Source organism: Mesorhizobium sp. CNPSo 4661 (assembly GCF_057784215.1).
Genome location: NZ_JBWGIO010000031.1, coordinates 1 through 26,244, shown reverse-complemented (window position 1 = coordinate 26,244; position 26,244 = coordinate 1). Strand labels below are relative to the sequence as shown.

At 62.9% G+C, this 26,244-nt stretch carries 23 protein-coding genes and 6 pseudogenes; 20 read left to right on the top strand and 9 right to left on the bottom strand.

What is annotated here, in order from left to right; genetic code table 11:
- Positions 1–72 precede the first annotated feature (72 nt).
- The 4 genes from AC0YKC_RS30890 (at position 73) to AC0YKC_RS30875 (ending at position 3,810) form a co-directional block, all read left to right on the top strand.
- The gene (locus AC0YKC_RS30890; protein WP_488513779.1) at positions 73–222 is read left to right on the top strand and encodes a hypothetical protein; all 150 of its coding nucleotides are present in this window, start codon (positions 73–75) and stop codon (positions 220–222) included.
- A 216-nt stretch (positions 223–438) separates the two neighbouring features.
- On the top strand, positions 439–2,586 hold the full coding sequence (locus AC0YKC_RS30885; protein ID WP_488513778.1) for a ParB/RepB/Spo0J family partition protein: 2,148 nt from the start codon (positions 439–441) through the stop codon (positions 2,584–2,586).
- A gap of 278 nt (positions 2,587–2,864) precedes the next feature.
- Positions 2,865–3,083, top strand: a complete 219-nt coding sequence (locus tag AC0YKC_RS30880) for a hypothetical protein (RefSeq protein ID WP_488513777.1) — start codon at positions 2,865–2,867, stop codon at positions 3,081–3,083.
- A 139-nt stretch (positions 3,084–3,222) separates the two neighbouring features.
- On the top strand, positions 3,223–3,810 hold the full coding sequence (locus AC0YKC_RS30875) for a DUF1419 domain-containing protein (RefSeq protein ID WP_488513776.1): 588 nt from the start codon (positions 3,223–3,225) through the stop codon (positions 3,808–3,810).
- Positions 3,811–4,159: 349 nt separating this feature from the next.
- Here the strand turns inward: AC0YKC_RS30875 and AC0YKC_RS30870 are convergent, their stop codons facing one another.
- The 4 genes from AC0YKC_RS30870 to AC0YKC_RS30855 form a co-directional block, all read right to left on the bottom strand.
- Positions 4,160–4,405 carry a hypothetical protein gene (locus AC0YKC_RS30870; RefSeq protein ID WP_488513775.1) on the bottom strand — a complete coding sequence of 82 codons (246 nt, stop codon included), beginning with the start codon at positions 4,403–4,405 and terminating at the stop codon, positions 4,160–4,162.
- Positions 4,406–4,532: 127 nt separating this feature from the next.
- Entirely contained in the window at positions 4,533–4,772 is a 240-nt protein-coding gene (locus AC0YKC_RS30865) for a DUF6894 family protein (RefSeq protein WP_488513774.1), read from the bottom strand.
- A gap of 8 nt (positions 4,773–4,780) precedes the next feature.
- Positions 4,781–5,506 carry a Crp/Fnr family transcriptional regulator gene (locus tag AC0YKC_RS30860; protein ID WP_488513773.1) on the bottom strand — a complete coding sequence of 242 codons (726 nt, stop codon included), beginning with the start codon at positions 5,504–5,506 and terminating at the stop codon, positions 4,781–4,783.
- A gap of 590 nt (positions 5,507–6,096) precedes the next feature.
- Complete coding sequence (locus AC0YKC_RS30855; RefSeq protein WP_488513772.1) at positions 6,097–6,555, bottom strand: hypothetical protein; 459 nt, start codon at positions 6,553–6,555, stop codon at positions 6,097–6,099.
- A 228-nt stretch (positions 6,556–6,783) separates the two neighbouring features.
- On the opposite strand from AC0YKC_RS30855, the gene AC0YKC_RS30850 reads away from it, so the two are divergent.
- Positions 6,784–7,467 carry a transposase gene (locus AC0YKC_RS30850; RefSeq protein ID WP_488513771.1) on the top strand — a complete coding sequence of 228 codons (684 nt, stop codon included), beginning with the start codon at positions 6,784–6,786 and terminating at the stop codon, positions 7,465–7,467.
- Between the two features lie 41 nt (positions 7,468–7,508).
- Here the strand turns inward: AC0YKC_RS30850 and AC0YKC_RS30845 are convergent.
- A pseudogene (locus AC0YKC_RS30845) lies at positions 7,509–8,701 on the bottom strand (DUF1173 domain-containing protein).
- Positions 8,702–8,871: 170 nt separating this feature from the next.
- Between AC0YKC_RS30845 and AC0YKC_RS30840 the strand changes: the two are divergent.
- The 8 genes and pseudogenes from AC0YKC_RS30840 to AC0YKC_RS30805 all read left to right on the top strand — a co-directional run bounded on the left by AC0YKC_RS30840 (position 8,872) and on the right by AC0YKC_RS30805 (position 19,110).
- On the top strand, positions 8,872–13,425 hold the full coding sequence (locus tag AC0YKC_RS30840; protein ID WP_488513770.1) for a strawberry notch-like NTP hydrolase domain-containing protein: 4,554 nt from the start codon (positions 8,872–8,874) through the stop codon (positions 13,423–13,425).
- 12 nt (positions 13,426–13,437) lie between these two features.
- Positions 13,438–14,454 (top strand): annotated as a pseudogene (locus AC0YKC_RS30835) (DUF7146 domain-containing protein); the annotation flags it as partial.
- A gap of 250 nt (positions 14,455–14,704) precedes the next feature.
- Positions 14,705–15,634, top strand: coding sequence for a DUF2493 domain-containing protein (locus AC0YKC_RS30830; RefSeq protein ID WP_488513769.1), 930 nt, complete (start codon positions 14,705–14,707; stop codon positions 15,632–15,634).
- Between the two features lie 108 nt (positions 15,635–15,742).
- Positions 15,743–16,363 carry a plasmid pRiA4b ORF-3 family protein gene (locus tag AC0YKC_RS30825; RefSeq protein WP_488513768.1) on the top strand — a complete coding sequence of 207 codons (621 nt, stop codon included), beginning with the start codon at positions 15,743–15,745 and terminating at the stop codon, positions 16,361–16,363.
- Between the two features lie 96 nt (positions 16,364–16,459).
- Positions 16,460–16,796 (top strand): annotated as a pseudogene (locus AC0YKC_RS30820) (transposase); the annotation flags it as partial.
- Positions 16,797–17,150: 354 nt separating this feature from the next.
- Complete coding sequence (locus AC0YKC_RS30815) at positions 17,151–17,678, top strand: hypothetical protein (protein WP_488513767.1); 528 nt, start codon at positions 17,151–17,153, stop codon at positions 17,676–17,678.
- 708 nt (positions 17,679–18,386) lie between these two features.
- On the top strand, positions 18,387–18,710 hold the full coding sequence (locus AC0YKC_RS30810) for a DUF736 domain-containing protein (protein ID WP_488513766.1): 324 nt from the start codon (positions 18,387–18,389) through the stop codon (positions 18,708–18,710).
- 58 nt (positions 18,711–18,768) lie between these two features.
- Complete coding sequence (locus AC0YKC_RS30805; RefSeq protein WP_488513765.1) at positions 18,769–19,110, top strand: hypothetical protein; 342 nt, start codon at positions 18,769–18,771, stop codon at positions 19,108–19,110.
- Between the two features lie 116 nt (positions 19,111–19,226).
- On the opposite strand, the gene AC0YKC_RS30800 is transcribed toward AC0YKC_RS30805, so the two are convergent.
- Positions 19,227–19,502: a hypothetical protein gene (locus AC0YKC_RS30800; protein ID WP_488513764.1), complete on the bottom strand. Its 276-nt coding sequence runs from the start codon at positions 19,500–19,502 to the stop codon at positions 19,227–19,229.
- A gap of 128 nt (positions 19,503–19,630) precedes the next feature.
- Between AC0YKC_RS30800 and AC0YKC_RS30795 the strand changes: the two are divergent.
- Positions 19,631–20,249, top strand: a pseudogene (locus AC0YKC_RS30795) (transposase); the annotation flags it as partial.
- 179 nt (positions 20,250–20,428) lie between these two features.
- Here the strand turns inward: AC0YKC_RS30795 and AC0YKC_RS30790 are convergent.
- The 3 genes and pseudogenes from AC0YKC_RS30790 to AC0YKC_RS30780 all read right to left on the bottom strand — a co-directional run.
- Positions 20,429–20,577 (bottom strand): annotated as a pseudogene (locus tag AC0YKC_RS30790) (ABC transporter permease); the annotation flags it as partial.
- 67 nt (positions 20,578–20,644) lie between these two features.
- Positions 20,645–22,075: a radical SAM family RiPP maturation amino acid epimerase gene (locus AC0YKC_RS30785; protein WP_488513763.1), complete on the bottom strand. Its 1,431-nt coding sequence runs from the start codon at positions 22,073–22,075 to the stop codon at positions 20,645–20,647.
- Between the two features lie 164 nt (positions 22,076–22,239).
- A complete protein-coding gene (locus tag AC0YKC_RS30780; RefSeq protein WP_488513762.1) occupies positions 22,240–22,602 on the bottom strand; it encodes a hypothetical protein in 363 nt (120 codons plus the stop codon).
- A gap of 459 nt (positions 22,603–23,061) precedes the next feature.
- Here AC0YKC_RS30780 and AC0YKC_RS30775 point away from each other — a divergent pair, with 459 nt between their 5' ends.
- The 6 genes and pseudogenes from AC0YKC_RS30775 (at position 23,062) to AC0YKC_RS30750 (ending at position 26,224) form a co-directional block, all read left to right on the top strand.
- Positions 23,062–23,709 (top strand): hypothetical protein, encoded by a 648-nt coding sequence (locus tag AC0YKC_RS30775; RefSeq protein WP_488513761.1) that lies wholly within the window; start codon positions 23,062–23,064, stop codon positions 23,707–23,709.
- Between the two features lie 545 nt (positions 23,710–24,254).
- Positions 24,255–24,389 (top strand): DUF736 family protein, encoded by a 135-nt coding sequence (locus tag AC0YKC_RS30770; protein WP_488513760.1) that lies wholly within the window; start codon positions 24,255–24,257, stop codon positions 24,387–24,389.
- A pseudogene (locus AC0YKC_RS30765) lies at positions 24,383–24,502 on the top strand (DUF736 domain-containing protein); the annotation flags it as partial. The gene AC0YKC_RS30770 and the pseudogene AC0YKC_RS30765, both read left to right, overlap by 7 nt.
- A 233-nt stretch (positions 24,503–24,735) precedes the next feature.
- The gene (locus AC0YKC_RS30760; protein WP_488513759.1) at positions 24,736–25,005 is read left to right on the top strand and encodes a helix-turn-helix transcriptional regulator; all 270 of its coding nucleotides are present in this window, start codon (positions 24,736–24,738) and stop codon (positions 25,003–25,005) included.
- Entirely contained in the window at positions 25,002–25,550 is a 549-nt protein-coding gene (locus AC0YKC_RS30755) for a S26 family signal peptidase (RefSeq protein ID WP_488513758.1), read from the top strand. Before AC0YKC_RS30760 ends, AC0YKC_RS30755 begins: the two co-directional genes overlap by 4 nt.
- 17 nt (positions 25,551–25,567) lie before the next feature.
- Entirely contained in the window at positions 25,568–26,224 is a 657-nt protein-coding gene (locus AC0YKC_RS30750; protein WP_488513757.1) for a lytic transglycosylase domain-containing protein, read from the top strand.
- Positions 26,225–26,244: the final 20 nt, after the last annotated feature.

The window sequence follows — 26,244 nt, the reverse complement described above, 5'->3', positions numbered from 1 at the left end:
ACGGCCTAAAGCCGAGCCGGAACACGTCCCCGTAAACGCGTTGCCATCGAACAACGCCTCGCGTGAGAGGCGTTGCCGCTGTTCGGCGAGATGATCACTGAAGGCCAGCACGGTGTCGATGAAGAGATGGCTCGCCGCTACATCGTTGGGGATGAGCCCAAACGTGAGCAGCCCGGCCACCGCTACGCGCTTCGCCAGCCCGGGCTCGGCTCGCCCCAGTGACAAGCTGCGCCATACGGTGCGCGACCTCGGCCGCCCCCGCCTGATCCCGCCTATCTGCCGGATTGGCCATGGCAGCGATCCACCATTCACGACTCATTAATGCGGCAGGCAGCCGGCGATGGCGCGGGCCTGGAGGCAGAGGGGGGAGGGGAGGGTTTCGGACGGGCTTGGAGGTTCGGGGAGAGGCCCCGGCCGCCCGTCATGGAGAAGATGGCCATGGCAAAGAACGCCATTCAGAAGATCGCGATGAACGCCGCCGAGAACATTCCCTACGACCGCCTGGTGCTGTCGCAGAAGAATGTCCGGCGCATCAAGGACGGGGTGTCGATCGAGCAATTGGCCGAAGACATCGGACGGCGAAAGCTCATTCAGAGCCTGAACGTCCGTCCAGTGCTCGACGGCGAGGGCAATGAGACCGGCACGTTCGAAGTGCCCGCCGGCGGCCGGCGCTATCTGGCGCTCGGCTTGCTCATCAAGCAGAAGCGTCTGGCGAAGAACGAGCCGATCCCCTGCATTGTCAACCGTCGGCAAGAGACCTCGGCCGAAGAGGACTCGCTTGCCGAAAACCTGCGACGCGCGGACCTGCATCCGCTCGATCAGTTCCGCGCCTTCAAGGCGCTTAGCGATCAGGGTCTCGATCCGGAGGAGATCGGTGCCCGGTTTTTCGTGTCGGCAGCGACCGTGAGGCAACGTCTGCGACTGGCATCGGTGTCTCCAAAATTGCTCGAGCTCTACGAGAACGACGAAATCCGGCTCGAACAGATCATGGCGTTCTCGATTTCGGACGACCACGCGCGCCAGGAGCAGGTCTGGGAGCGGATTTGCAGCTCGCACTCGCACGAGCCGTACTACATCCGGCGCCTGCTGACGGAAACCACGGTCCGGGCCGATGATCGTCGGGCCGTCTATGTCGGCGCCGAAGCTTATGAAGCGGCCGGCGGCGTCATTCTTCGCGACCTGTTCGAACAGGATTGCGGCGGCTGGTTCCAGGATGCAGCGCTTCTGGAGCAGCTTGTCTTCGACAGACTTAAGACAGACGCCGAGACGATCCGCGCTGACGGCTGGAAGTGGGTCGAGGCGGCGATCAGCTTTCCCTACGGCCATACCTTCGGCATGCGGCGCATCTACGCCGAGGCGCAGGAGCTGAGCGCAGAGGAGATCGAACGCTACGACGCGCTGAAGGCCGAATACGATAAACTGGACGCGGACTATGCCAAGGCAGAGGAGGCCGACGAAGCAATTGAGGCAAAGCTCGACCAGCTGGGTGACGAGCTCGATGCGATCGATGATCGTCCTCAAAGCTACGATCCCGCCCACAAGGCCATTGCCGGGGTGTTCGTGACGCTCGGTGCGAACGGGCAGCTCCAGGTCGACGCCGGTTTCGTGCGATCCGAGGACGAGCCGCGGACCGAAACCGGCGACGTCGAGGATGACGAGGAAGGCCACGCCGAGGGCCGAGCACAATCCGACGGCGACGACGGTGATGGCCTTGTGGTCAACGGCAAGCCGGTGGGTGACAGCTCCGAAGACGAAGGCCAGGACGATGGCGTCAAGCCGCTGCCCGATCGGCTCGTTTTTGATCTGACGGCGCAGCGTACGCTGGCATTGCGCAACGCGCTCGCCGGCGACGTCGACATCGCCTTCGTCGCCGCACTCCATGCCTTCGTCCTGCAGGTCTTCTATCGCTTCGCGCCGAACACCTGCCTGGAGATCAGCCTGAAGAGCGGCAGCTTCAGCCAGGTTGACGGTCTTGCCGAGACCTCCTGGGCCAAGGAGATCGCCGAGCGGCACGAAGCCTGGGACCGCGATTTGCCCGATGAGGCGGAAGGCCTGTGGGACTTCCTTCTCGATCTCGACGAGCCAAGCCGTAAGGCGCTGTTCGCGCACTGCGTTTCGCTGACCCTCAATGCAGTGGTCGAACCCTGGAACAGGCGAGCCAAGGCGCTCGAGCACGCAGACGTGCTTGGCCGCTCGCTCCAGTTCGACATGGTCGACGCCGGCTGGACACCCACGATCGGGTTTCTCGGGCGTCTTACCAAGGCCAGGATCCTGCGGGCTGTGCGTGAGGCCCGTGGCGCGGATTCCGCGCAGCTGATCGATCACATGAAGAAGGACATCATGGCCCTTGAAGCTGCCCGTCTACTCGAAGGCTCGAACTGGCTGCCAGAGCCGCTGCGCGTTGAGGTCGATGAAGTGTCTGCCGATGCTGGCGACGCGGTCGCCGGCGACATGTCGGGCGAGGCGGCTCTCGACGGCGATGCCGCCGAGCTGCCCGCCTTCCTCGCCGACGATGCGGATCCATCCTCCGATGAGCCGGTGACCATCGACGGCGACGAGGAGGACCACCTCCAGGCCGCCGAATAACCGGCTCGCACAGGGCCCGGCATTCCCGCCGGGCCCAGTCCAGTTCCAACTTACTCTCAAGCCCGGGATCGCCATAGCGACCCGGGCGCTTTCGTTTCATGGAGACACACATGTTCGATTGGAACAGAAGCTGCTCCTACGATGAGCAGCAAATGTGACGTTTCCACACGACAGCGCGTTTACGCCTCAAGAGGCTCGCCGCCGAGTTAAACCTGCCGCCAGGCAGCTTTGACCTGCACTCGAACAGGGCGGGCATAGCCGTTTCCGGTGAAATCACCTTGCACCATGACCGCGCCTATATCCAGGTCGGCCAGTTCGGGCTCTCCTCAGGCCACGGCATCCTGATCAGGACCTGCAAGGGGCGTAAGGACTATACTGGCGGGGCCAACCACTTCGTCGCACTCAGCATGCTCGAGGACATTCCGGCGCTCGCGCCGGCCGTTCGCGCCATCACTGGCGTGGGTCGCCAAAATCCGTCCCAATCTCGCGCCGCCTGACAAACAGCAACACTCGTTGCAGCTCCCAGAACGCCATCGTCAACAGCCTCTCGGCCGGACGCGACCCCGCCGGAGCCGAAGGCGTATCCCCGAAGGAATCCTGGTATGTCCGACCATCCCACCTTCCGAAAAGTCTTCGATGGGAATCGCGACCCGTGAAGAAATGTTCTCGCTGTTCAACCGCCATCGCGATGATCCCGGCATCGATCCCCTATCCGGCGCGATCTACGCCGGGGAATGGTTCGAAATATTTGAATGCGAGTACCGCTTCATGCTCGCGCTCCTGCCGCCGCACTTCCAGCGCACCGGCATGTTCGGGCTCTCCGAATTCAAGGCTGGATATGTGACCAGTGTATTCTTCGCGATCCGCATCCGCGGCCGCGAACGCTGGTTTCATGGCTTCTGCGACCTCTCTGACAAACGCAGTCCTGATGTCATGCGGGCCGCCATTGCCGCCTATGAGACTGGAGCAGTCGACAGCATGACGCGCGAGGAAAAGCTCGAGGCGATCTGGAACATGATCCCAGTCGAACTCAGGGGCATCGCCCGCAATGCAGACCCTGAGACCGGGTGGGCCAAACATCGCGGCAAACGAACCATTCTCGTCAACGCCGGCAGGCATGATGCTGTTTTCAAGCGGCTCGACGATCTGTCGGGTCAAGAGATCAACGAATTACTGTCCGCCGCCCGATCAAGGCAGAGCTCAAGCAAGGAAGGGAGATCATGAAGGTTATCCCTGACCTGCCGCTCGGAAGAAACGTCCCAATGAATCACGGTCGCCTTCCCGGCGAGGAAGAGTTGCGGCCTGCTTGGGTGCAAAACTTCAGGGACGAGACCTGGTAGGGCCCGTTCCATCGAACTCAATTGCAAATCCCGCGTCGACAGCAATCCGCGCAATAAGGTCGCCGAGTTGCCAATCCGTCAGTTTGCAAAAAGGAAACTTTCTCCTCGCGGCAGAGACCACGTCTGATATCGAAATGCATGGGTTGTCAACTTCGTCCAACAGACAGCGGACGATCGTTTGGCGAACGTCAGATGGGCTGGACGTGTACTCGAGTGCGCGCATCTCTTGCCCTCTAGGAAGGGAGCCGCGCTTCTGAACTGCCGGCCGTTGCTACGTCGAAAGCAATCGGCACGCCGTGCGCAATGCATGTTTCGGCCAGCAACTCTTCCAATTCGTCGTCGGTGGCCTTGCATGCTGGCATCAGTGTTCGAATGGCGCGGATCGCCTGTGTGATGGACAGAAACCGGGCCTTGCCTCTTGAGCGCACATAGGCGTCGGCCGCCCTCTCGAGCGTGAGGGCGTGAAAAGCATGGGTCATCGAGATTCCTCCCTGAACCTGACCCGAGAATTTAGATGTGGATTTCTGCGGTCTTCAAGGCTTGGTATGATTCCGAACATTCGGCAGTATGAGGTCGGGGTGACCTTGCTGTGTGCCATTCGGACCGTCAGGCAGACTCCGGGATCACAGCGCCGAACGGCATCACCAGCACGACCCTGCCGGTCTCGTCGGTGACTTCGAAACTACAGTCGAACCAGCTGCGGATTGTGTCCATGCGGGTGCGGAAGACGAGATCTCGCGCGGTGTCGAGCGCATGCCCGCGCAGAGCTTCCTCGTCTGGCAGTTCGTCGCCTTCATGATCGGCTATCAGCCGACCGCGGTAGCGCACGTTCATGAAGTAGCGCAAGGCCGCCCTCATCCGCCTCGCTTGATCGGGAACTGGAACACGTTGGAATATTCCTTCTCGGCGAAACCGTAGGACTGGCCGGCGATCTGTTCCAGCTTCTCGCGGTCCCTCAGCGTGATGTGACCACGCGTGGCCTTGATCGCACCGACGCCCTCCAGCATCTGCACCGCAAGGGTCACGCCGGGACGACGCGTGCCGAGCATAACCCCCATGAATTCGTGCGTAATAGGCATGTCGTCCCGCTCCAGCCGGTCATGCGTCATCAGCAGCCAGCGCGCCAGTCGCTCTTCGACGGAATAGCCGGCGTTGGCATAGGCCGTCTGGCTGACCTGCACGACGAAGGTGTGCACGAACCGAAGAAGCAGCGGGCGCAGCGTCGGCCCCTGGTCCATCGCCGCCTGGAGCGCCTCCGCCCCGATGCGCACGGCTTCTCCCGAAGCCTGGACCAGGCAGGTGTGCGGCGAACGGTCCACGCCAAGCACGATGGGGACACCCACCAGACCCTCCGATCCGACCATGCCGACCTCGAACCGTCCCTCCCTCGTATCGGCGACGATCGAGGCAACGCCGGATTCGGGGAAGGTCACATGCGCGATCTTCTGGTCGGCTCTGAACAGATGTTCGCGCACCTCAAACGTAACGGCCTCGAGATGCGGCTGCACCAGGGCAAAGTCGTCCGGCGATAGAGATGCCAGTAGACGGTTGCGAATGACTGATTGCTGAAGCTGAGCCATGCTCCAGGCCTCCGTTTTGGGGCAAGAGCACACGCATCTCTCAGCCGCTTGCGCCCGAACAGTCAGCAAGCGATCGACCTTTATCCTGCCAAGCCCGGTCCCAGGCAATGGCGAATGTCACTTCGTTGGGCCGAATAAGGACTTGGGTACGAATTCGTACGCTCGTGTCGTCAAGGGGAACCGTGGTGCAAATCAAGCATTAGGCACGCCAGAGCGGTCGAATGTCTGTCCCAAAACCTGTTGCGGCCGCTTCCCACGCGCGTGAGAGTCCGCCGGCTGCTTCCCGGAGCCGCCAGCGGGCTTTTTATGTCGGGTAGATTCCCTAGTTTGTCACCAACCGGTCTGAGGCTATGCTGGCGTCATCGACGCTCAGGTGATACCCCTCGTCGCCTTCTTCGAGCACGCCGGCGTTCGACGTGATGCGCTTCCAGCGCCGGATTCTGATGCCGCATCTGTCCAACCCATCCAGGAGTCAGAATTCGGGCGGGGAACATAGTGAAAGGTCCATCCGGTGTGAACGAGCGGCCCGGCCCATGAAGAGGCCAACTGCGTCGACAATATGGTCGACAGCCACCGAACTAAACTTCACGTCAGCGCCTGCCGCGCGGGATGTATCCGGCATTGCGTAAAGCGGCGATGAAGAGGCTGATCGGGCCGGCGATACTCGTCCTTGCCTGCATCGGCAGCGGCAGCGTGTTCCAGTCCTCCAAGGGAGCGATAAAGCCGGAGAAAGTGCCATTGATCATGCAATGGCTGATCACCGAGCCGTGCTTGTCCAGGGCTAGGATACCTGTCTGATTGCTGGGATACCGGATGGCGGCGATCCGTTGCATCTCCAAGTCGCCATCGATGCGCAAATCGAAAAGCAGGACGCCATGGCTTCTGTCGGCGATTTCTGCGGCTTTTTCTGTGAAACCAACAGGAAGCGCCCGAACGCTGTCGACCGCCATCCCGAAAACAAGCGCGTCCAGCTCATCCGCCGCCATGAGAAGATTAGTTCCCAAGAATATAAGGATTGCAATCGCTCCAGCCGGATTGTGCACAGTCATCGCACTCCGCCGGCTCGACGCCTGAGCATCGCGTGTATGAGGCAGCGCTCTCTCGGTAGGCACGTTTGCCCCCGTTGATTGAGCCGATTGCCTGGGCCCATGACACACCGCTTGCTCGTTGCGGGGCTTCTCCGGTAAAGCACGGCGAAAGCGATATGATACGTCTGGCACTCGCTAACCCAAACTCCGACTTGGCTAACAAGTCATGCTCACATCAAGGAACGGACTATGAAGCGCCAGATCCGGCCATTCATCGTGGAACTGAAACAGAAGCGTGGCCTGCAAAAGCGAACTCATTCGATCTGGGGCGATCTTGACCTGTCCAAAATTGCCACGGAGATGACGCAGCCGGCTCATGCTGCTCAGCTTCCAAATTCCCAGGTCATTGACTTCAGTATTAGACCCCTTGATGCTGAAGAAGGGGAAAAACCAGAAGCGGAGTGTATGATGGCCGATTTTCAGGACGCTCAGACTGTTCAGACGACAGTAGCGCCAGCCAAGATGGTAGTGCCTGAATCGAAGAAGAAAGTTCCGCGAGCAAAGAAAGCGAAGGCAGAGCTCGTAAAGCCGGCCCGCAAGAACGGAGCGAAATCTGCGCCCCCAGCCGCGGAAGCTCCGGTGACATCGAAGACCGCCCGCAAGACATATTCCGAGAAGGAACGCGCCCAGAAGCTAGCCCAGATCGAAAAGTCGATCGCGGGCGGCGCGACCAGCAAGATTGCTGTCGGTCAGGCCGGCATATCGGAGCAGACCTACTATTATTGGAAGAGGGCCGCCGCACCTTCTTCAGACAGCGGCGACCTTCGCGATCTTGTCGCGCTCGAAGAAGAAAACAAGCGCCTAAAGAACCTGCTTGCCGACCGTCTGCGCAAGGAGAATGCCGAGCTCAAGAAGAAGCTGGGTCTTGCGTAAGACGTACTGAGCCTCGCTGGAAATTTTGCCCGCGACACAGCTCAAGGCGGTAGCGGGGGCATATCGCCTTCGCCGACCCGCCACACCCAGGAGTCGATTTCCGGCCGCGCCGCGATCATTTCGTCGAGCGACGCTTCGAAGTTCTGGTCCGCTCCGGCCGGAACGACGAAGAGCGCGATCGGCTCGTCCTTGTTCTGGAGCAACGCATCGGCGGTCGGCTGGTCGGGTTGCAGGTCAAAGCGCAATCCCTTGACGCTCTTCTCGCACGGCGGGCGAGCTCATCGACAAGCCGTTTTTCCGGGACCGATTCATAAGGAACCCAGTTCTCGGAGACCACCATCAACGCGATTTCCTCAACAATGGCGATGCCGGCGGGGTTCAGTCCGAACGTCGCGATCGCTATCAAATGTGAGCTCGTATCCGCCTCCCACAGTGACAGCTCTTTCTCGAACCGTGCCTGCAAACGCCGATGCAATGCATCGTCGATCATGAAGGGAAAACCGGGCAAATGCCTGATGACGAGCTTCTGACCTGAGCGGCCGGGCATGATCTCCTTCACCTCGCCGACGAGCACCAGCAACTTCCGTGGGCCGGATTTCGGCGGTAACGCCGGAGCCAGGATCGCGTTGCGGCGATGTTCGATCGCTTGCCTGTTCCCGGCGCGAAATGGCTCGGGCACCAACAGCATGTCTGCCAGCGGGCCGCCTCTTACCGTCATTTGCGCCGCTGCCTCGAGAAGATGCCAGCGGACATTCCACCAATGTCGCTTGCCGGCCCCTCGCGATGCCCAGACCGTCAGTTCGGCCTCGTGCCAGAGATAGTGAAGCAGACCACGCAGCGACATCCTCTTGGGAGATGCGGTTACGCCGGCAGAATTCTGGCCACCAGGCACAGCCACTGTCCGACTTCCGGTCTTTGACAAGCTGAAGTCCAGCTTCAATGCTGCCATGCCGTTCTGCGGATCGACCTGTATCGCGCTGCCCATCAATGGGCCCAGCCCAGACAGTTCGAAAGGCGAATCGTAGGAATCGCAGGTTGGATCATGCCCGCCGCCTCTCAGCGGCATGCGCTTGATCAGGTGAAGGTCGCCGATGCGGGCGACATACATCGCGCAGCCTGGCTCGCGGCACAGACATAGCGGACGTTCCTTGCGGGCGTAGGCGTTCGCCAGCGCCGCCTGCAGGTCAGGCGCTGCCTCCTCGTAGACCGCACTGCCAATTCTGAACCGTCGCATCACCTCCACAGATCCAGGTCGCCGCCGCATCCCTGTGCGCGCATTCAATCCACGGCTCGGCGTTGAGCGCAACCCGTAGAGACAGAGGGGAGCCGGGAGGAGTGCGGCCCGGCTGGCGCGGAGAGAGTGCCGGCGCGGGCGCCACTCCCCCTCTCGCGAAGGACATCTCCATGAACACCGTTTCGATCACATCGGCCGTGGGCCGCAGGACCGCTTCTCTTGCCCCGCCGGCACAAGCGGATAGCGCCCAGGCCATCCACCAAGCGGCAATGCTGCTTTTGCCCTTTCTCGAAGAGGGCAAGATCATCACCGCCGCGGCATTGCGTGGGGCCATGACCGACTGCTTCGGCGGCAGCGATGCGCAAGGGTTCTGGGTCTGGAAGGACGCCTATGAGGCGCTCGAAACTGCCGAGGTGCTTTTCCTGCGCCGAGTCGGTCCTGCGATCCTGTCCCGGTGCACCACGCCGCGTGCAGCGCTGGCGATGATGAAGCGCATCGCTGAACTTCTTCCCACCCATACGCGACGGTCCGATGAAAGCCAGGCCCTGCAGCAGCTCTCCACGCCGCTGCCGCTCGCTTTCGTTACCGCACAAGCCGCGGCGATCGCATCTTCGGACGTCGTCCTCGAACCCTCGGCCGGTACCGGACTGCTCGCCGTGCATGCCGAGATCGCCCGGGCATCGCTCGTCCTCAACGAGCTTGCCGCGACACGGGCCGATCTCCTCGCGTTGCTGTTTCCGCAAGCCCGGGTCTCGCGGCATGACGCAGCGCATATCGACAATCATCTCGATGCCGCGATCGAGCCCTCGGTCGTCTTGATGAACCCGCCCTTCACCGTCGGCGCCTATGTCGACGGCCATGTCGCCGATGCCGCCTGGCGACACGTCTCCTCCGCGTTCGCCCGCCTGCGTTCGGGCGGCCGCCTGGTTGCGATCACCGGCACCGGTCTTTCTCCTGAAAATCCCAAATGGCGGCGCGGCTTCGAACGGCTGCAGCAGCAGGGCAGCGTCGTGTTCACCGCGGCGATCGACGGCGGTGTCTACGCTCGCCATGGGACCACGGCCGAGACCCGCCTGACCGTCATCGACAAGGTTCCCGCTACCAACCCGACCAGCTTTCCCGGCTCGCGGGGCAAGGCCATGAATGCCGAGACGCTGCTCTCCTGGATCTCCGACGTGCCGCCCCGGACACCGGGCGGCTTTCCAGATTCGATCGGAGCTTTGTCGCAGCGAATCCTGGCGAACACGGCGGCGCGCATGTCCGGCCGTGCCGCTGCAAAAGCCGTGCCCCCAGCCGCGGCACCGACATCTCCAAAGTCTGTTCGAGCAGCCGGCCCGACTGGCCGGGCAGAGCCCACCCGGGCGCTCGTAGCAAGCGGCACGCCCGCCGTTCCAATAGCCTACAAGCTGCGCGACTGGATGCCGGAGGAGGGGGGCCGGCTGACCGATGCGATCTACGAGCCCTATGCCCTCCAGTCGATCGACATACCCCGCGCCAAGCCCCATCCGACGCCGCTGGTGCAGTCAGCGGCGATGGCTGCGGTCGCGCCCCCAAAGCCGTCATACCGCCCCCTCTTGCCTGACGCCGTGGTCGACGACGGCCTGCTGTCGGACGCCCAACTCGAAAGCGTGATCTATGCGGGCGAGGCGCATCGCGGCCACCTCGACGGCGCCTGGACAGTCGACGAGACCTGCGATGTCGTCGCGGCCGCGCCGGAGAACACTGAGAATGCTGTGCGCTTCCGCCGTGGATGGTTCCTGGGTGACGGGACCGGTTGCGGCAAGGGCCGGCAGGTCGCCGGCATTATCCTGGACAACTGGCTGCAGGGTCGCCGGCGCGCAATCTGGATTTCCAAGTCGGACAAGCTACTGGAGGATGCCCAGCGCGATTGGGCGGCACTTGGCCAGGAAAAACTTCTCGTCCAGCCGCTGTCGCGCTATCGGCAGGGCACGCCGATCCGCCTTGCAGAGGGCATCCTGTTCACAACCTACGCGACGCTGCGCTCACAGGAACGGGAAGGCAAGAAATCCCGGATCGCCCAGATCCTCGACTGGGTTGGCCAAGAGGCAGGGAGGGCCGACGCCCCGACTGGGAACAAGGAAAATTCGGCGAGGAGGGCCGAAGGCTCGACGGGGATTGATGTAAACCTGTCGGCGGAGAAAAAATCGTTCGACGGCGTCATCGTCTTCGACGAGGCCCACGCCATGGCCAACGCTGCTGGCGGCAAAAGCGAGCGTGGCGACGTCGCCCCGTCGCAGCAAGGAAGGGCGGGACTGCGGCTGCAGCACGCCCTTCCCGACGCGCGCGTCGTCTACGTCTCCGCGACCGGTGCGACCGCGGTCGAGAACCTCGCCTATGCGCAGCGTCTCGGCATCTGGGGCAGCGAGGATTTTCCCTTCGCCAACCGCGCCGAGTTCGTCGCCGCGATCGAGGATGGCGGTGTCGCGGCGATGGAAGTGCTCGCCCGCGATCTCAAATCTCTCGGCCTCTATGCGGCGCGTTCGCTCTCCTATGACGGCGTCGAATATGATCTGCTCGAGCACGCGCTGACCGACGAGCAGATCCGCAGTTACAACGCCTATGCGGACGGCTTCCAGGTCATCCACAACAACCTGACCGCCGCACTCGAGGCGACCAACATCACCAGCGAGGCCGGCACGCTGAACCGCGACGCAAAATCGGCGGCGCGTTCAGCCTTCGAGAGCACCAAGCAACGCTTCTTCAGTCATCTCATCACCTCGATGATGACGCCGACCCTGATCGGCGCGATCGAACAGGACCTCGCCCACGGTCATTCGGCGGTCGTGCAGATCGTCTCGACCGGCGAAGCGCTGATGGAACGACGGCTGGCCGAGATCCCGACCGAGGAATGGTCTGACCTGCATGTCGACGTCACGCCGCGCGAGTATGTCGGCGGCTACTTGATGCACTCTTTCCCCACCCAGTTGTTCGAGGAATATTCGGACGCCGAGGGGAACGTCTATTCGCGGCCGGTCCACGACGCCGACGGCAATCCCGTCCAATGCCGGGAGGCCGTTCGTCGGCGCGACGAGATGATCGAAAAACTCGCCTCGCTGCCCCCGGTCGGCAGCGCGCTCGACCAGATCCTCCATCACTTCGGCGCCGACACCGTTGCCGAGGTGACCGGCCGCTCGCGCCGCATCGTGAAGAAGATCGGCCGCGACGGCATTGCCCGGCTCGCCGTCGAGCATCGCCCGATCTCTGCCAATCTCGCCGAGACCCAGAGCTTCATGGACGACGACAAAAGCGTGCTGATCTTTTCCGACGCTGGCGGCACTGGCCGCTCCTATCATGCCGATCTCGGTGCGAAGAACCAAAGACTGCGCAAGCATTATCTGCTCGAGGCCGGCTGGCGCGCCGACAATGCCATCCAGGGTCTCGGGCGCACCCACCGCACAAATCAGAAGCAACCGCCGCTGTTCCGGCCCATGGCCGCGAACGTGAAAGCCGGCAAGCGCTTCCTGTCGACCATCGCCAGGCGTCTCGACACGCTGGGTGCGATCACGCGCGGCCAGCGCCAGACCGGCGGGGCAGGGCTGTTCCGTGCCGAGGACAATCTCGAAAGCCCCTACGCGCGGGCCGCACTTCGCCAATTCTACATGCTGCTGCATCAGGGCAAGATCGAGGGTTGCTCGCTCACGACCTTCGAGACTGTGACCGGACTGTCGCTGACGACTGACGAGGGCGGGCTGCGCGACGACCTGCCGCCGATCACGACCTGGCTCAACCGCCTGCTGGCGCTGCGCATCGAAACCCAGAATCTGCTGTTCGAGGTGTTCGAGCAACTGATGACGGCGAAGGTCGAGGGCGCGATCGCTGCCGGCTCCTATGACAAAGGTCTGGAGACGATCACGGCGGAGAGCATCGTCGTCACCGATCGCCGCACGGTCTACACGCATCCGGTCTCGGGCGCGCAGTCGCATGTGCTGAGCGTCGCCCGCAAGGACCGCGTCCGCCCACTCGGTCTGGCCGATGCTCTCGCGATCGCCCGAGCGGAGCCGCGATCGGCCATGCTCGTCAACTCGCGATCGAGCCGCGCGGCGATACAACTACCCACAGCAAGCCTGATGCTCGACGACGGAGCGATAGAGCACCGTGTGAGGCTGCTGCGGCCGACGGACGAACTACGCTTTGGCCTAGACGCCCTTGCCAAAACCCACTGGCAGCCCGCCGACCGGAAAGAGTTCTGCGAGCTGTGGGACTCGGAAGTCGCCGCCGTCCCGGAGTTCACCACAAGCATCTTCCATGTCGTCACCGGCCTCCTGCTGCCTATCTGGCGGAGGCTGCCGGACGACGACTGCCGAGTCTATCGTATGCAGACCGATGCCGGGGAGCGCATCATCGGCCGCCACATCGCAACACCGCTGGTCACGACCCTGTTTCGCAACCTGGGTCTTTCCGATGCGCCGAGGCTCGCGCCGGGAGATGCCTGGACCGGGCTCGTCGACGGACGGATCGGACTGCAACTCGCCGACGGACTGATCCTGCGCCGCAGTCGGGTCATGAACGACCACCGTATCGAGCTGACCGGCTTTACCGACGCTTTTGTTCCCCGCCTGAAGGCGCTGGGCCTGATCTCCGAAATCATCTCCTGGAAGCTCCGGCTGTTCATCCCGACGAGCGAGAAGGGGCCGTCCATCCTCGCCGCGTTGCTCGACCGCCACACACTGGTCGGCGTCACCGACCGCGCGTCAGTGGCGTGAGGGGAGACGATCATGACCGTCTCGGCCTCCGAGCTGGCACGCCGCCTTGGCGAACATGCCGAGGCGGTGTGCCGCGAATATCTCTCCAACGGCCATCGCTCCGGCAACTACTGGATTGTCGGCGATGTGCGCAACGCCCGCGGCCGCTCCATGCATGTGCGGCTGAAGGCCAACGCGAAAGGATCAGCTGGAAAATGGGTCGATGAAGCGAGCGGAGAATATGGCGACCTGCTCGACGTCATCGAGCTGAGCTGTGGTCTGGTCGACTTCCGCGAAGTCGCGGATGAAGCACGTCGCTTCCTCTCCATGCCGCTGCCACCGTCCCAGCCTGCGGCCCACCCCTTCGGCGCGCAGCGCCGGCCTGCCGCGGCGCGCGGCTCCCCCGATGCCGCGCGTCGGCTGTTCGCCATGTCGCAGCCGATCGCCGGCACGCTGGCCGAACGATACCTCGCCGGCCGCGGCATTCTGCTCTCCGTGCATGAGCGTGCGCTGCGCTTCCATGCCGGCTGCTACTACCGGGATTTCGTGACCGGCGAGACGCGGACGCTTCCGGCCCTGATTGCCGCTGTCACCAGCTTCGACGGGCAGATCACCGGCCTGCAACGCACCTGGCTTGATCCCTCGGGTCAGGGCAAGGCGCACCTCGCCCACCCACGCCGCTCCCTGGGTCATCTCTTGGGCAACGCCATCTGGCTTGGCCTTGAGCCCGGTGTGCCCGTCCCGGCCGTGGCCGCCGGTGAGGGGTTCGAGACGATCGCGTCGCTTAAGGTGGTGATGCCGGCTCTGCCGGTTGCCGCCGCCACCTCGGCGAACCACCTCGCCGGCCTGATCTTCCCGCCTGACTGTCGCCGCCTCTACATCGCGGCCGATGCGGACGCTGCCGGCCGGCACGGCATCGAGCGCCTCAGCCAGCGCGCCGGCGAGGCCGGGCTTCTCGCCCTGGTGCTGCGGCCGCAGCTCGGCGACTTCAACGACGATCTGCGTCATCTCGGGCCCGCCCGTCTCGCGGCATGGCTCCGCGACCAGCTCACCCGGGGCGGGCCGGCCCGCGCGCCGCCGCGACGTCGCCGGACAGCCTGCAGACGTGGCGGCGGTCCACCGGAGAGGCCGCGCCCGCAGCCTGCCCGAGAGGCGACCCCTGCCACCCCCCGGTCACGGCCGCAACGGCTGCGCCGTCCTCCGCTCGCGCTCCGGCCTTCGGTGCGGCCGCGCCTGGGGCGCGGCCGGGATGCGCTGTCAGGCCGCGATAGGCGCGGCCACCACCGACGGAGACACCGCCATGACCTACGAGCTTCCTCTCGACGACGCCTACGAGCCCTACCACGCCTCCTCGCCGACCGACCGAGTCATCCTCGAACTGCAGATGTACGGCCATCGCCCGCATCAGGACGAACCTGATCCTCGGCCACTTCCCGACGACGAGGTGATCCGGGCCGGCCTCGCCGACATCGTCGAGACCTTCGCCGGCATGCTTGGCGACACCAGGCTCGAACCCGACCTCGACGACCTGCTCTGGTCGTTCGCAAACGTCTTCCACCGTGCCGCCGAGCGCGTCGCCCGCAGCCTCGACCGCAACGAGGAGGCGCAGCGCTCGAGCCAGCAGGAGCAGGACGGCTCGGAGGTAAAGTCCGTCGAGCTGGAGCGGCTGACCGCGGAAGGCATCAGCTATATCGAACGCCGCAACGTGCTCGAAATCATGCGCGATGAGGCCGCCGACCTCTACGAGGCGCAGACCGGATCGGCATGGCGGCCGCGCACCGGCTCCAAGGTCTCCCACCAGGCGATGACCGCTGCGGTGATCGACTCCCGGGACTTCCTCGCCGCCCGTCGCCACGCCGAAACCGAGGTGCTCGTTCCAGCCGGGACCAAGATCGCCTTCGCCGGCGGCCTCGACTGCAACGATCACGACCGGATCTGGGACGCGCTCGACAAGGCCCGCGACAAGCATCCCGACATGGTCCTGCTCCACGGCGGCAGCCCGCGCGGCGCCGAGCGCATCGCCGCCTGCTGGGCCGAGAACCGCAAGGTCACCCAGATCGCCTTCAAGCCGGACTGGACCCGGCACGCCAAGGCGGCTCCGTTCCGCCGCAACGACCAGCTTCTCTCCGTGGTGCCCTACGGCCTGATCGTCTTTCCCGGCTCCGGCATCACCGACAACCTTGCCGACAAGGCTCGTCGGCTGGGCATCCCCGTCTGGCGGTTCGCGTAGGACGGCGCGTGACAGGCTGTGTCAAAACGCCATGCGGGAAACGGCGTCGTTCATGGATGATGGGCGGCGTGACTTGACCCCTTCCCAGCCATTCTGTTCACATGCCGTATGTTCAGAGCCATCAATGCCGTACAAATTCATGTATCACTGGATGAGATCAAGCCGGAGGTCTGGCGTCGGCTGGTTTTGCCGGCAAACTGGAATCTCGATCAACTGCATCTTGCCGTCCAGGCGGCTTTCAATTGGTGGAATTACCACCTTCACGAGTTTCGGATCGGTGGATTGCGCTACAGCGATGTGGAGTTACTGACTGAGGATGCCTTTGAGGATGACCCTCGTGTCTTCAACTCCCGAGACGTCCATCTTCGCGACTTCGAACAGGGGGCCATCTTCAGTTATCTCTATGACTTCGGCGATAGCTGGCGCCATACGATCGTAGTCGAGGAATTTGGCACCTTCGATGCCGCACCTAAGCATGGGAGCTGCATCGATGGGGCGCGTGCCAGGCCGCCCGAAGATGTCGGCGGCGTGCCCGGATACGAGCGTTTTCTGGAAATCGTGTCAGATAAAGCAGACCCCGAACACGCCGATACCAAACGGTGGTGTGGTGGGTATTTCGATCCCGAATGGTTCGATCTCGCCGTGACGGATAAGGATGTGCGTAACGCCCTGCGGCCGAACGTGAAGCGTCGGCTGCATCAGCCAAAACCAGGGCAGAAGCGTGACTGAGCGACGACAGTAAAAATCATGCCGCAAGGCGGCGAGATGCAGATTGTTAGCCGCTATCCTTCAGATTCTGCTATGGTTTCCACCCGAAGCAGTGGAATGAGCATTGCATACATCGCAGGGATTGATCGGCGTCAGGGCAACGTTGCTGCCAGCGACGGTCGATGACTATGTCGAGATGGATTCCCCAGTACGGGTCATCGACGCATTCGTTGAGAACCTTGATGTTTCCGCTTTGGGCTTCCAACGGGCAACATCTGCGCCAACAGGTCGACCAGGTTACGATCCGAGCGATCTGCTCAAACTATATCTCTACGCGTATCTGAACGAAGTTCGCTCCTCCCGCCGTATCGAGCGTGAATGCAAGCGAAACGTCGAAGTCATGTGGCTGGTAGGCAAGTTGGTTCCCGACCACAAGACGATTGCCGATTTCCGCCACGCGCTGCATCGCTGCGTCGCCGGCGCCGACATCGTCGGCGGCCGCGCGGTGGTGGTCGGGCGATCGACGCCGAGGCCGAGCGCTACTCGCAGAGCTGGGGCTTCATTCCCGCGCGGGACAATCAGTCGGTGCTCTTGCGCTCGATACAGGACATGAGTCTATGGGCTGGCGGCAGGGTCCGGGCGCGCCGGCCTGCGGCCGGCCGGGCTCTAGTCGCGGCGTCCCGCCGCTCCCCGAGCCGGCTTCGCCGTCTCGGCCTTCGGGTGACGATCCCTCGCGCAGGGCGCCAAGGGGGAGAGGGCGGCCGGCGCGGGGCGGGGGCGCTGGAGAGAAGGGAAAGTCACGATGTCAATGATATTCATAGGCGGATCACGCGAGATATTCGAGCTGCCGGAACCTGCCATCGCTCGCATCGGCGCAATCGTTGCTGCCGAGCACGGCGTGCTGATTGGCGACGCGCCTGGAGCCGATGCCGAGGCGCAGGGCCTGCTCGCCGGCTACAAGTACGAGCATGTCGGGGTCTTCTATGCCGGCAAGGAACCCCGCAACAATCTGGGCGACTGGGCCGCCTACCATGTTCCTTCTCCTGAGGGCGCCACAGGATACTGGGTCCACGCCGCCAAGGACCGGGAAATGGCGCGGCGCGCCGACTTTGGCATGATGGTCTGGGACGGCGCATCACCGGGCACGGCCGTCAACGTGCTTCGGCTCGCCATCGCGAACAAGCCGTGCGTCATTTACGATCTGGCCAGGGGCCAGATGGCGACGACGTACAATGTGGAGGACTGGTGCGCCATGCTGCGCAATGCAGGTACGGACATTCGCCGCCAAGCGGAAGCCCGCATGACACCGGACGAGCGTCTGGCGTTGCCAGGATGATGGATGCGGTCCCCCCGACAGCCCGGCGGGTTCAATCCAATATGTTGATCCGGCTCCTCGCCGCCTAATCCACTTGTATGAGCGGACGGAGCCGGCCCCCTTCGAAACCGGTCCACGCGCAGAGCCGCGGGGCTTTGTGCGGATGATCATCTTTTCTCGCCTCTGAAGCGGGTGCAAGCGTGCCGAACAACATCCTGGCTTGCCGGGTCATGCAACCTGACTGCGCGATATCATCCCCGAGGGGCTTGAAGGCCGCTGCCAGCCGGCCCCGATCTCGAAACCGCTATGCCGCCATACCGAACACGCAAGGCGCTCACGCGCCGGGCTGCTGTTCGATGTGTGTTGGCAATACCGACGATATGACCCGAGAGGCTGCAGCATGTTCCTGCGATCCGCCAGCGTTGCGTCGGCGGTCTGGCGATGGCGGCCTGAGTTCTTTTCCTTCGGTCGCATCCGGGGCCATTCCCGTTTCATGTCGCCTTTGTAGACGACCGCCTGCTTTGTGCGGTCAACCCCCGTTGGGGGTACACTCGGCGAATATTCAGGAAAATTCGATTTCTGTTTTTTGTCTGCGGGCAGGCGAAGGGCCTGCCCGCAATTTTTCGGCAAACAGAATTTTCCAGAATTTTCGCCGAGATGACCGCAGCAGGACGGCCCTCTCCTTTGGCGCCATCGGGAATGGTCCCGATGCAACGAAGGAGAACTACCATGGCCACCACGATCGCAAACCTCACCACCAAGGCTGACGGCTCGATGGAAGGCGTCTTTGCCACGCTCCGGGTCAATGCCCCGATCACGGTTATCCCGAACACCAACAAGTCGCGCGAGGACGCCCCCGACTACCGGATCGTCAACAAGCGCACGGGCTTCGAGATCGGAGCCGGCTGGCACCGCATCTCCCAGCGTTCGGGCGAGGAATACCTCTCGGTCAAGCTGGAAGCCCCCGAGATCGGCGTCATCTTCGGCAATCTCGCTCCCGCCCCCGGTGGCGAGGAAAACAAGAAGGTCATCCTCTGGAACAACCCCCAGTGAGGCATCAGTGGCCGGTCCCGCAAGGGGCCGGCTCCCCCGCTGACAAAAGGAGGTTGCGATGAGCCGCTACACCATCACCGTCACTGGCACCGTCACCGGACAGGTGCGCTCCGATCCAGACGCTGTCATCGGCTACGATCCACCGCTTCGGACGTACTTCCTACAAGCGTTCCCGCACGAAGAAACCGACGAGCCCGGTCTTTGGCTCGGCACCCACGATCGCGCCTTCGAAACGCTTGAGGATCTTCACCGCGCAGCCATCTCACACGGCTACGACTTCATCCCGCTGTCGCCCAGACTGGCCGCAAAGCTGGTCGACGACAAAGCGGCAGCCAGCGGGCGTCCGGGACGAGACACAATCCTCGGCCAGGTGCTGAAACACCTCAAACAATCCAAGTAGGCAAGACGTCTCAGGGCCCGCGACGCAGTGTTTCGCCGCAGGCCCTTTTTTGCGCGTCGCAAAAGAGCCACGAACATCACCCGCTGCAGCAAGAGACAGCGACTCCAAACCGCCGACTATTCCTTCGGCAGTTTGTGCTTGTGAATGCGGATATAGCCCTGAACAGCCTTTCGCAGCAGTTCGGTCATGCTGTGCCCGTTGCTGATCGTCAGCAATTCGAACTGCCGCTGCTCCGCAGCCGTCAGGTAGTAGCCGCAGCGGATCATCTCCTCCTCGCGAATCTTCTTTCCGGCGATGGGTCCCTTTTTGCTGACCCTGCCGCAGCAGTTTGCGAAAGTCGCGCGTTGCACCCGATGCCGGTTCGGGCGTCTGCGGTATGGCCGATCCGGCATGCGGCTCCAGCTTTTGCGCCTCGATTTTCGAAGATGAAATGAACATGCTCGGCAATGCCGGCGGCTGCGCGGAAAAAATCGCCTTCATCATCCGCGCTTTCGTGACGGTTTTGGTGCGGTTTTGCGCGTGGTGCGAGATCAACCGCGTCGACTACGTCTTCGGGCTCGCCCGCAACGAACGGCTGGAAACCAAGATCGCCCCCGGCCCTCGAGGAAGCCTGTCTGGTCTCCAGGAAAAGCGGCCAGGCCGCCCGAGTCTTCCGCGACTTCAGATGGTCGACAAAAGACAGCTGGTCACGCCGCAGGCGGGTCGTGGCCAAGGCCGAATGGACGACGCAGGGCGCCAATCCGCGCTTCATCGTGACGTCACTCAAGCCGGAGCGCTGGGCGGCACGGGCGCTTTATGAGGAACTCTACTGCGCCCGCGGCGAGATGGAGAACCGGATCAAGGAATGTCAGCTCGACCTCTACGCCGATCGCACCAGTGCCAACACCATGCGCGCCAATCAGCTGCGGCTGTGGTTCGCCTCGTTTGCGTATGTCCTGATCTGCGCCTTGCGTCGCCTCGGTCTTGCCCATACCCGGCTCGCCAACGCCAGCTGCGGCACGATCAGATTGAAACTGCTGAAGATCGGCGCACAGGTGTGCGTCTCGGTTCGTCGCATCAAGGTGGCGATGGCCTCAGCGTGTCCCTATGCCGAAGAGTTCGCCCTGGCTCACGCCCGAATACGTGCCGCGGCTCTGTGACGCCGCCGGACCTGAACCCTTCTCACAAACAACACAGGATACATTGCTGAGCAACCCGACCGTCGCAACACTGCGGCGCTGATCGCGCCCGTTCTCGAATTCCACAGCCATGCCAGCGCCTGCGCCGCGTCACAACGGAGCCTGGCGCTTAGATTCGGTGAGAAAAGCAGGCTAGAACAAGGGTCGATAAAGAACGAGCAGCCAGAGACAGCGGGATGCCGGAAATGCCAATCGCAAGGATGATGACGCCAGTCATCGTGCCCAAGACACTGACGCGCCCGTCGAGCCAAGAAGAGGCCCCGACGAGAGCGGGGAGAAGATATTGGATGCTGGTCCGGAAGCGCTTCGTGATCATCGTCTTGCCCATGCCTCTGTCGCCGGAAGGCATTCGCGTCCTAGCGGACAGACAAGCCAAAGCCATGCGGCCCGTCATCAACCGCTGTTCGGCCAAGCGAAACGTCGTCGAGGTCCTCTTCGATCACCCCGGCCGCGTACAACTGGTCCAGCAGATCGGCGACTGCAAGGGCGCTCGCTCCGTCCGTTGCGACCCGCATAATAAGCTCCGAGGCTGTGCAGTTGCCGTACGCGATCAGATCGCCAACGGAAATCGGAACGATCTCGTCGAGCACCCGGTGTTCAATGTTGCGTGAGCGGAGATGGAAGTACCCGTTCCCTGCCTCGTATTGCAGATCTCCGCGGAAGCGGATCGGCCGGTTGGGAGGTGGGCTTTCGAACATATGCCCGTCGATGATGCACTGCAGCCCTTCCCGGAACTCGTCGGGCGTGCTGAAGAAACGTTCGTCCACGATACGGTACCCGAGAGGCCAGCGTTCACTACCCGGTACCGGCGTTACCAGTTGTATACGTCCTTGCCGCATATTTACGAGGAAGCCGGAGACGCAGGCGATCGTCGTGGGATAGTCCCCCGACAAGGCGAGTGCATCATCTGTGTTGGCTGCCTGGAGTTTCTTCTGCCGCTTGCGTGCGCGCCCGGCAAAAGCCTTTGCGGTCGGCCCCTCTTTGCCCTGCAGGACGAGTTCGACCCCCATCAGGTCCTCGGGCGAAAACGCCGCGTGAATCTGATTGAGATGGTTCGTGCTCAGCACTGAGAAACGATTCGTCACGCTACCGTAACGTTTGAACAGTTCAAGCACGCGCCTGGTGAGCGCCTGATCCTTAAGCGGGGCGGCCGTCGTCGTTTGTGGCAATGCGCCCGTGATTTGATAGTGGCCGAACAGAAAGCGGTCGTAGTCCGGGTTATCGATCGGATCTGTGGCCCAGTAGCAGAAGCCAGTGCGGGCTGCCGAACCAAACATCTCGCTCGCGACACCGACCACACCGCGCCAAACCTCGGCATGCTCCTCGCTATACTCATAATAGCCCTTGAAGCGCTCGGCCGACAAGCCGCAGAACCAGCAACCGACGGAACAGCCTTCACTCAGCTCGAAAGCGATGATGGGGTGCGTGATCGACGGCGCCAGCTCGCCTAGTTCGTCGTCACAGCGCCGGATTTGGCGCTTGCGCCAAGCGTGGAAGCGAGGGTTGACTGTCAACATTTCGCCCTCGGCGCGCAGGAGGTGGCGATGGCGCAACATCTCGCCCATGTACTCGTCCCACATCATAACCAGCGGCCACCTGGCAGCCTCCGGCTCGAAGCGGTGCTCCACGTAGTCCCCGCACCAGAGCGGCAGCATCTCCATTGGGTCAACTTCGATGCCGTAGCGCTCTGTTACCGATCGAGGGGCGTCGATGTTCTCCGAAAGGGCCGTGCGGAACTTCCTGTCGCCGGCCAGCCGCTCCATGAAGCGCTTGACGTGTGGCAACATTCGGCGGTCCTCCAGCGTTCGCTGGGCAAAGATTTGTTGCCAGTCTTCGCGAGGCTTCGGGTCAACCCTTGAAGTGGCCTGTTGTACGCCTGATGGCATGATCGCATCCCTCGACGCGGGTTGCTTTGATGTTACTTTAGACCGGCTCGACCGAGCCAATGCGGTTAGGTTGCGACCAAAACAGCAATTACGACAACTAATACGACCGCAGCGACTCTAGCTCTTCCCTCGATTTGCGCAGGGCTAGCGGAATTAGCCAACGCAGTGGTCTGTACAAAGCTGGTCAAGGCCGGAACGCTCGAACCACACTTGCGTCCTGCAATCGCGCTGAGCTTCTTCGTACTGGACTTGTGCCGGCTGTTCGATCGGATGTAACTTTTAACCTCGTCAAGCGTGATGTTGTAGTTGAGGCTCTTTCCAATCGCTACGATCGATGCAAGCCCTCCAGCGCGTCGTTTGAGATTTTCAAGCGGACTGCCTTTTTTTCCTAAATCGTTGACGAATCGCTCTAAGTCAGTTTTCCGCATGACGAATTCGTGCCTTTGCTCGATGTTGCCTAACTATCCATCTCGCTCTCACAAGCGATCGGATGATGATCCCGTGAACGTGCAAGCGCCGTACCAACCTCAAAATCCTGACTTTGCGCGTTGTCTGACAGTACGCATTGTCAACTTGCCGACTTTTTGGGTTGCGAATCGACAATTGGCCCGCTCCGTGCGGATGCGGGTGAGGAGCTCGCCCCAAACCTGGCCCGCCGTGATAGGAGGCGAGATTTCAGGCTGCACCCTGCCGACATGCCTGCCCCGATCAAGGCATCCTGCTCATCGTTCTCGATCGCATCCCCCAACTCATGACATACCCGACGGAACGCCGGACGCACCGCGAACCCGCTGACCCTTTCAAGCCGCAAACCCAGATCGACGCCGAGACGGTGCGTCATCTCACCATGGCCTCGAAAGCGCAGCAGGAGGATTGGCTCGCGCTCTATGCCGATCCCGAGCAACGCGCCACGCGGCTGGCAATTGAAGCAGTGGCTCTTCGGCGGCGAGTCGATCTCCACCCCCGTGGCGATGTTCCCAATCGAAGACTATCCCGGCCTCATCGTGTCGGATCTGTTCGGCGAGGAGAGCTATTTCGCCGATGCCGACCTGTTCTGGCAAAAGCAGAACGAGGCGATTTGCGACAAGCGCGAGGCCTATCTGGAGGCCGGTTCGGCGGAAGTGGTGCAGCTCGAGCCCGGCCAGTATTTCCATGCGTGGGAATACGAAAAAACGCCGAAAAAGAAGGGCGGCAAGGTCGTCATCACCGTCTCGCAACGCGGCGAGGTCGAGTGCCACCAAGGCTATCTGTCGCGCAAGGAGGCGCGCCGCTCCCGCGCGAATGGCGAGGCTAGCGAGGAAGCGGAGACACCGGCCAAGCCGTCGCGCCCCGAAGCTATCCGGCCCGCTGCAGAACTATGTCGATCTGCATCGCCATGCCGCCGTGCGCGCCGCCTTGCTCGATCACCCGGGTGCAGCGCTCCTCCTGATGGTGGCGCATGCCATTGCCGGGTCGAGCCTCTGGACGGTGCGCGTCGAGCCACCGCGCGCCGCCAACGCGGCGATTGCCGAAAGCGTTGCGGAAAGCAGCACTGAGGCTGCTTTCACCTGTTGGCAGCCGGACGATGCCTTCTTCGACCTGCTGCGCGACAGGAAAGTCGCCAACGCAATGCTCGCCGAGGTGGGCGGCAGTCAGGTCGCCGAAGGCAATTCTTCGGAGAAGGTGAAGACGCGCAAGAAGATCATTCGCGACTTCCTTTCCGGCGAGAACGAGAGGCAGAAAGTTGAAGGCTGGCTGCCGCGCTGGATGGCGTTCCCGGTATCCTGCTACACGGATCGCGGCGGTTTCCGCACCGCCGACCGGCGGGCAATCCGTCTCTTCGGCTCTCGCCAGGACCATTCCCCTGCACCTGGCTTGATGACCTATGGGCGGATACGGCCCGCCCGAAACCCTCGCCGTCAGCTTTTTTCCCCGTCGCCTACGGCGGCTCCTCGCGCCGCTTACGCTTCAAAAAAAGTTGCCCGCTCGGGTCCTCCGCTTCCGCTGCGGCCCTTACGGGTTCGGGCGGGCCGGACGCGCCCATCCCGGTCAGCCATCGCAGGGGAATGGTCCCCGGCGAGAACAAAAAGAAGACGTGGGAATGACCGCGATCGGATACGTCATCAAGCAGGAGAACGGCAGCTACAAGGGCCTGCTCAAGACGCTCAGCGTCCGCGCCGACATCGCCATCGTGCCCAATCAGTCAAAGACAACCACCCCGACTTCCGGGTGCTGACGCAAGGCGTCGAGGTTGGCGCCGGCTGGGTCCGGAAGGCGAGGCTCCGGCAAGGAGTATGTGAGCCTGTCGATCGCAGCGCCCGAGTTGGCCCGCGAAAGCTCTACGCTAATCTCGGCCGCGCCGCCGGCCAGGATCACGACGACACCTACGTTATCATCTGGAACCCGCCGACCGTGCGACTGATGCGAAAGCCCCGCGCCGCGGCCGGAGCGGGGCTTCTTCAAGCGCTCTCGAGCCGCCTTATGGGGCGGCGAAAACTCCCACCCGACTCTTCGCCCGTCCCGCGAGCGCTCCCGCTCGCCGATCCTTCGCCTCCTCTGAAGCCGACGAAACGAGGATCATCATGGACGACGAAAACGAACGCGCCGCTCGCGCCAAGAAGGGCAGCCCGTTCCTCAACACCGCGCAGGCCGCCTACTATGTCGGGTTGTCCCAGCGCACCCTGGAAAAGATGCGGCTCACGGGCGGCGGCCCGCAATTCAGGAAGCACGGCCGCTTTGTCCGCTATCACATCGACGAGCTCGACGCCTGGTCGAAAGGCCAGCCGCACGCCGCTCACTCCGTCGCTGACCGGCCTGGTTCCACCAGCACCAAAGACGGAGGCCGGTCATGATCGCGCGGCCTTCTGTCCGTCTTATCGGCAGCCGTTTGCGGCGCGTTCGCGCCCGCAAGACGCTTGCCGCAGCCAGTCTCGGCCTTGCTCTGATCGGCTTCAGCGCATTCGCCAACCCGTCGCCTTTGCTGGTTTGGAACGCCTCGGCCAGCGCGCCGGTCGGGCTCTATGGGCTTGGCTTCGGCGCGCCGCGCAGGGGCGATTTCGTGTTTGTCCGCCTGCCGAAAATGGTCGCCGCACTTGTTGACCAACGCGGCTATCTGCCTCGCAACGTGCCGCTGGTGAAGCGGATTGCAGCCCAGCCGGGCGAGCATGTCTGCGCGTTCAATGACGTCATCATCATCGGCGGCGAAATTGTCGCCCGCCGCGTTCCAACCGACACGCAAGGTCGAACCTTGCCGTGGTGGAACGAATGCCGCGCGCTTGGGCCCGACGAGATCTTCCTGATCAATGGCGAGGCTCCCGGCTCGTTCGACAGCCGGTATTTCGGGCCGGTGCCGACTGCAAATGTTGGCGGGAGGCTCGTGCCGCTATGGACCGAGTAACCCTCCTGATCTTGGGCATGGTGTCGATCGCACCATGCGCCTGTTCCGCCGCGACCGGCGCGCAGCCGGCCGTCATATCCCAAGATCCGCAGCTTGCAAGATGGCGGCCCTTTGTAGTCGAAGCAAGCCGCCGCTTCAGCGTTCCACAGGCCTGGATTTATGCCGTCATGGACGCCGAAAGCCGTGGCCGGACAACGCTGCATGGCCAGCCAATCACCTCGCGCGCCGGGGCGATCGGTTTGATGCAGGTGATGCCTGGCACCTATGGAGAACTGCGCGTCGAGCATGGTCTTGGCGCCGATCCGCGCGACCCACGCGACAATATTCTGGCCGGCACCGCCTATCTGCGCGCCATGTATGATCGCTTCGGCTTCCCCGGCCTGTTCGCAGCCTACAATGCTGGACCGGAGCGCTACGAAGCGCATGTGCAGAGCGGCCGACCGCTGCCGAACGAGACGGTTTTGTACCTCCAGAAGCTCAAAGCCACAGGGGTATCGGCAGCCGATATGGACGTGTTCAAGGGCAAATCTCGTCCTCCAAAGGTGCCGAAAATCCGCTCCGGGCGAGAGTTGTTTTTCCTGAACGACGGCGTGTCCGCGAGTGGTTCGAGCGGCGGGATTCTGGTGCCGCTGGGGTCCCAGCGAACTGGATCGGCGCGGCCTGGCAGCAGGTAGGGCAGGGGGTGCTTCTCGGT

Bases quoted from the DNA above. Each gene is read 5' to 3' on its own strand.
- AC0YKC_RS30885 (WP_488513778.1), top strand. From the start codon at position 439: ATGGCAAAGAACGCCATTCAGAAGATCGCGATGAACGCCGCCGAGAAC.
- AC0YKC_RS30875 (WP_488513776.1), top strand. From the start codon at position 3,223: ATGGGAATCGCGACCCGTGAAGAAATGTTCTCGCTGTTCAACCGCCAT.
- AC0YKC_RS30870 (WP_488513775.1), bottom strand. From the start codon at position 4,405: ATGACCCATGCTTTTCACGCCCTCACGCTCGAGAGGGCGGCCGACGCC.
- AC0YKC_RS30860 (WP_488513773.1), bottom strand. From the start codon at position 5,506: ATGGCTCAGCTTCAGCAATCAGTCATTCGCAACCGTCTACTGGCATCT.
- AC0YKC_RS30855 (WP_488513772.1), bottom strand. From the start codon at position 6,555: ATGACTGTGCACAATCCGGCTGGAGCGATTGCAATCCTTATATTCTTG.
- AC0YKC_RS30850 (WP_488513771.1), top strand. From the start codon at position 6,784: ATGAAGCGCCAGATCCGGCCATTCATCGTGGAACTGAAACAGAAGCGT.
- AC0YKC_RS30840 (WP_488513770.1), top strand. From the start codon at position 8,872: ATGAACACCGTTTCGATCACATCGGCCGTGGGCCGCAGGACCGCTTCT.
- AC0YKC_RS30830 (WP_488513769.1), top strand. From the start codon at position 14,705: ATGACCTACGAGCTTCCTCTCGACGACGCCTACGAGCCCTACCACGCC.
- AC0YKC_RS30825 (WP_488513768.1), top strand. From the start codon at position 15,743: ATGTTCAGAGCCATCAATGCCGTACAAATTCATGTATCACTGGATGAG.
- AC0YKC_RS30815 (WP_488513767.1), top strand. From the start codon at position 17,151: ATGATATTCATAGGCGGATCACGCGAGATATTCGAGCTGCCGGAACCT.
- AC0YKC_RS30810 (WP_488513766.1), top strand. From the start codon at position 18,387: ATGGCCACCACGATCGCAAACCTCACCACCAAGGCTGACGGCTCGATG.
- AC0YKC_RS30805 (WP_488513765.1), top strand. From the start codon at position 18,769: ATGAGCCGCTACACCATCACCGTCACTGGCACCGTCACCGGACAGGTG.
- AC0YKC_RS30800 (WP_488513764.1), bottom strand. From the start codon at position 19,502: ATGCCGGATCGGCCATACCGCAGACGCCCGAACCGGCATCGGGTGCAA.
- AC0YKC_RS30785 (WP_488513763.1), bottom strand. From the start codon at position 22,075: ATGTTGCCACACGTCAAGCGCTTCATGGAGCGGCTGGCCGGCGACAGG.
- AC0YKC_RS30780 (WP_488513762.1), bottom strand. From the start codon at position 22,602: ATGCGGAAAACTGACTTAGAGCGATTCGTCAACGATTTAGGAAAAAAA.
- AC0YKC_RS30775 (WP_488513761.1), top strand. From the start codon at position 23,062: ATGCCGATCCCGAGCAACGCGCCACGCGGCTGGCAATTGAAGCAGTGG.
- AC0YKC_RS30770 (WP_488513760.1), top strand. From the start codon at position 24,255: ATGACCGCGATCGGATACGTCATCAAGCAGGAGAACGGCAGCTACAAG.
- AC0YKC_RS30760 (WP_488513759.1), top strand. From the start codon at position 24,736: ATGGACGACGAAAACGAACGCGCCGCTCGCGCCAAGAAGGGCAGCCCG.
- AC0YKC_RS30755 (WP_488513758.1), top strand. From the start codon at position 25,002: ATGATCGCGCGGCCTTCTGTCCGTCTTATCGGCAGCCGTTTGCGGCGC.
- AC0YKC_RS30750 (WP_488513757.1), top strand. From the start codon at position 25,568: ATGGTGTCGATCGCACCATGCGCCTGTTCCGCCGCGACCGGCGCGCAG.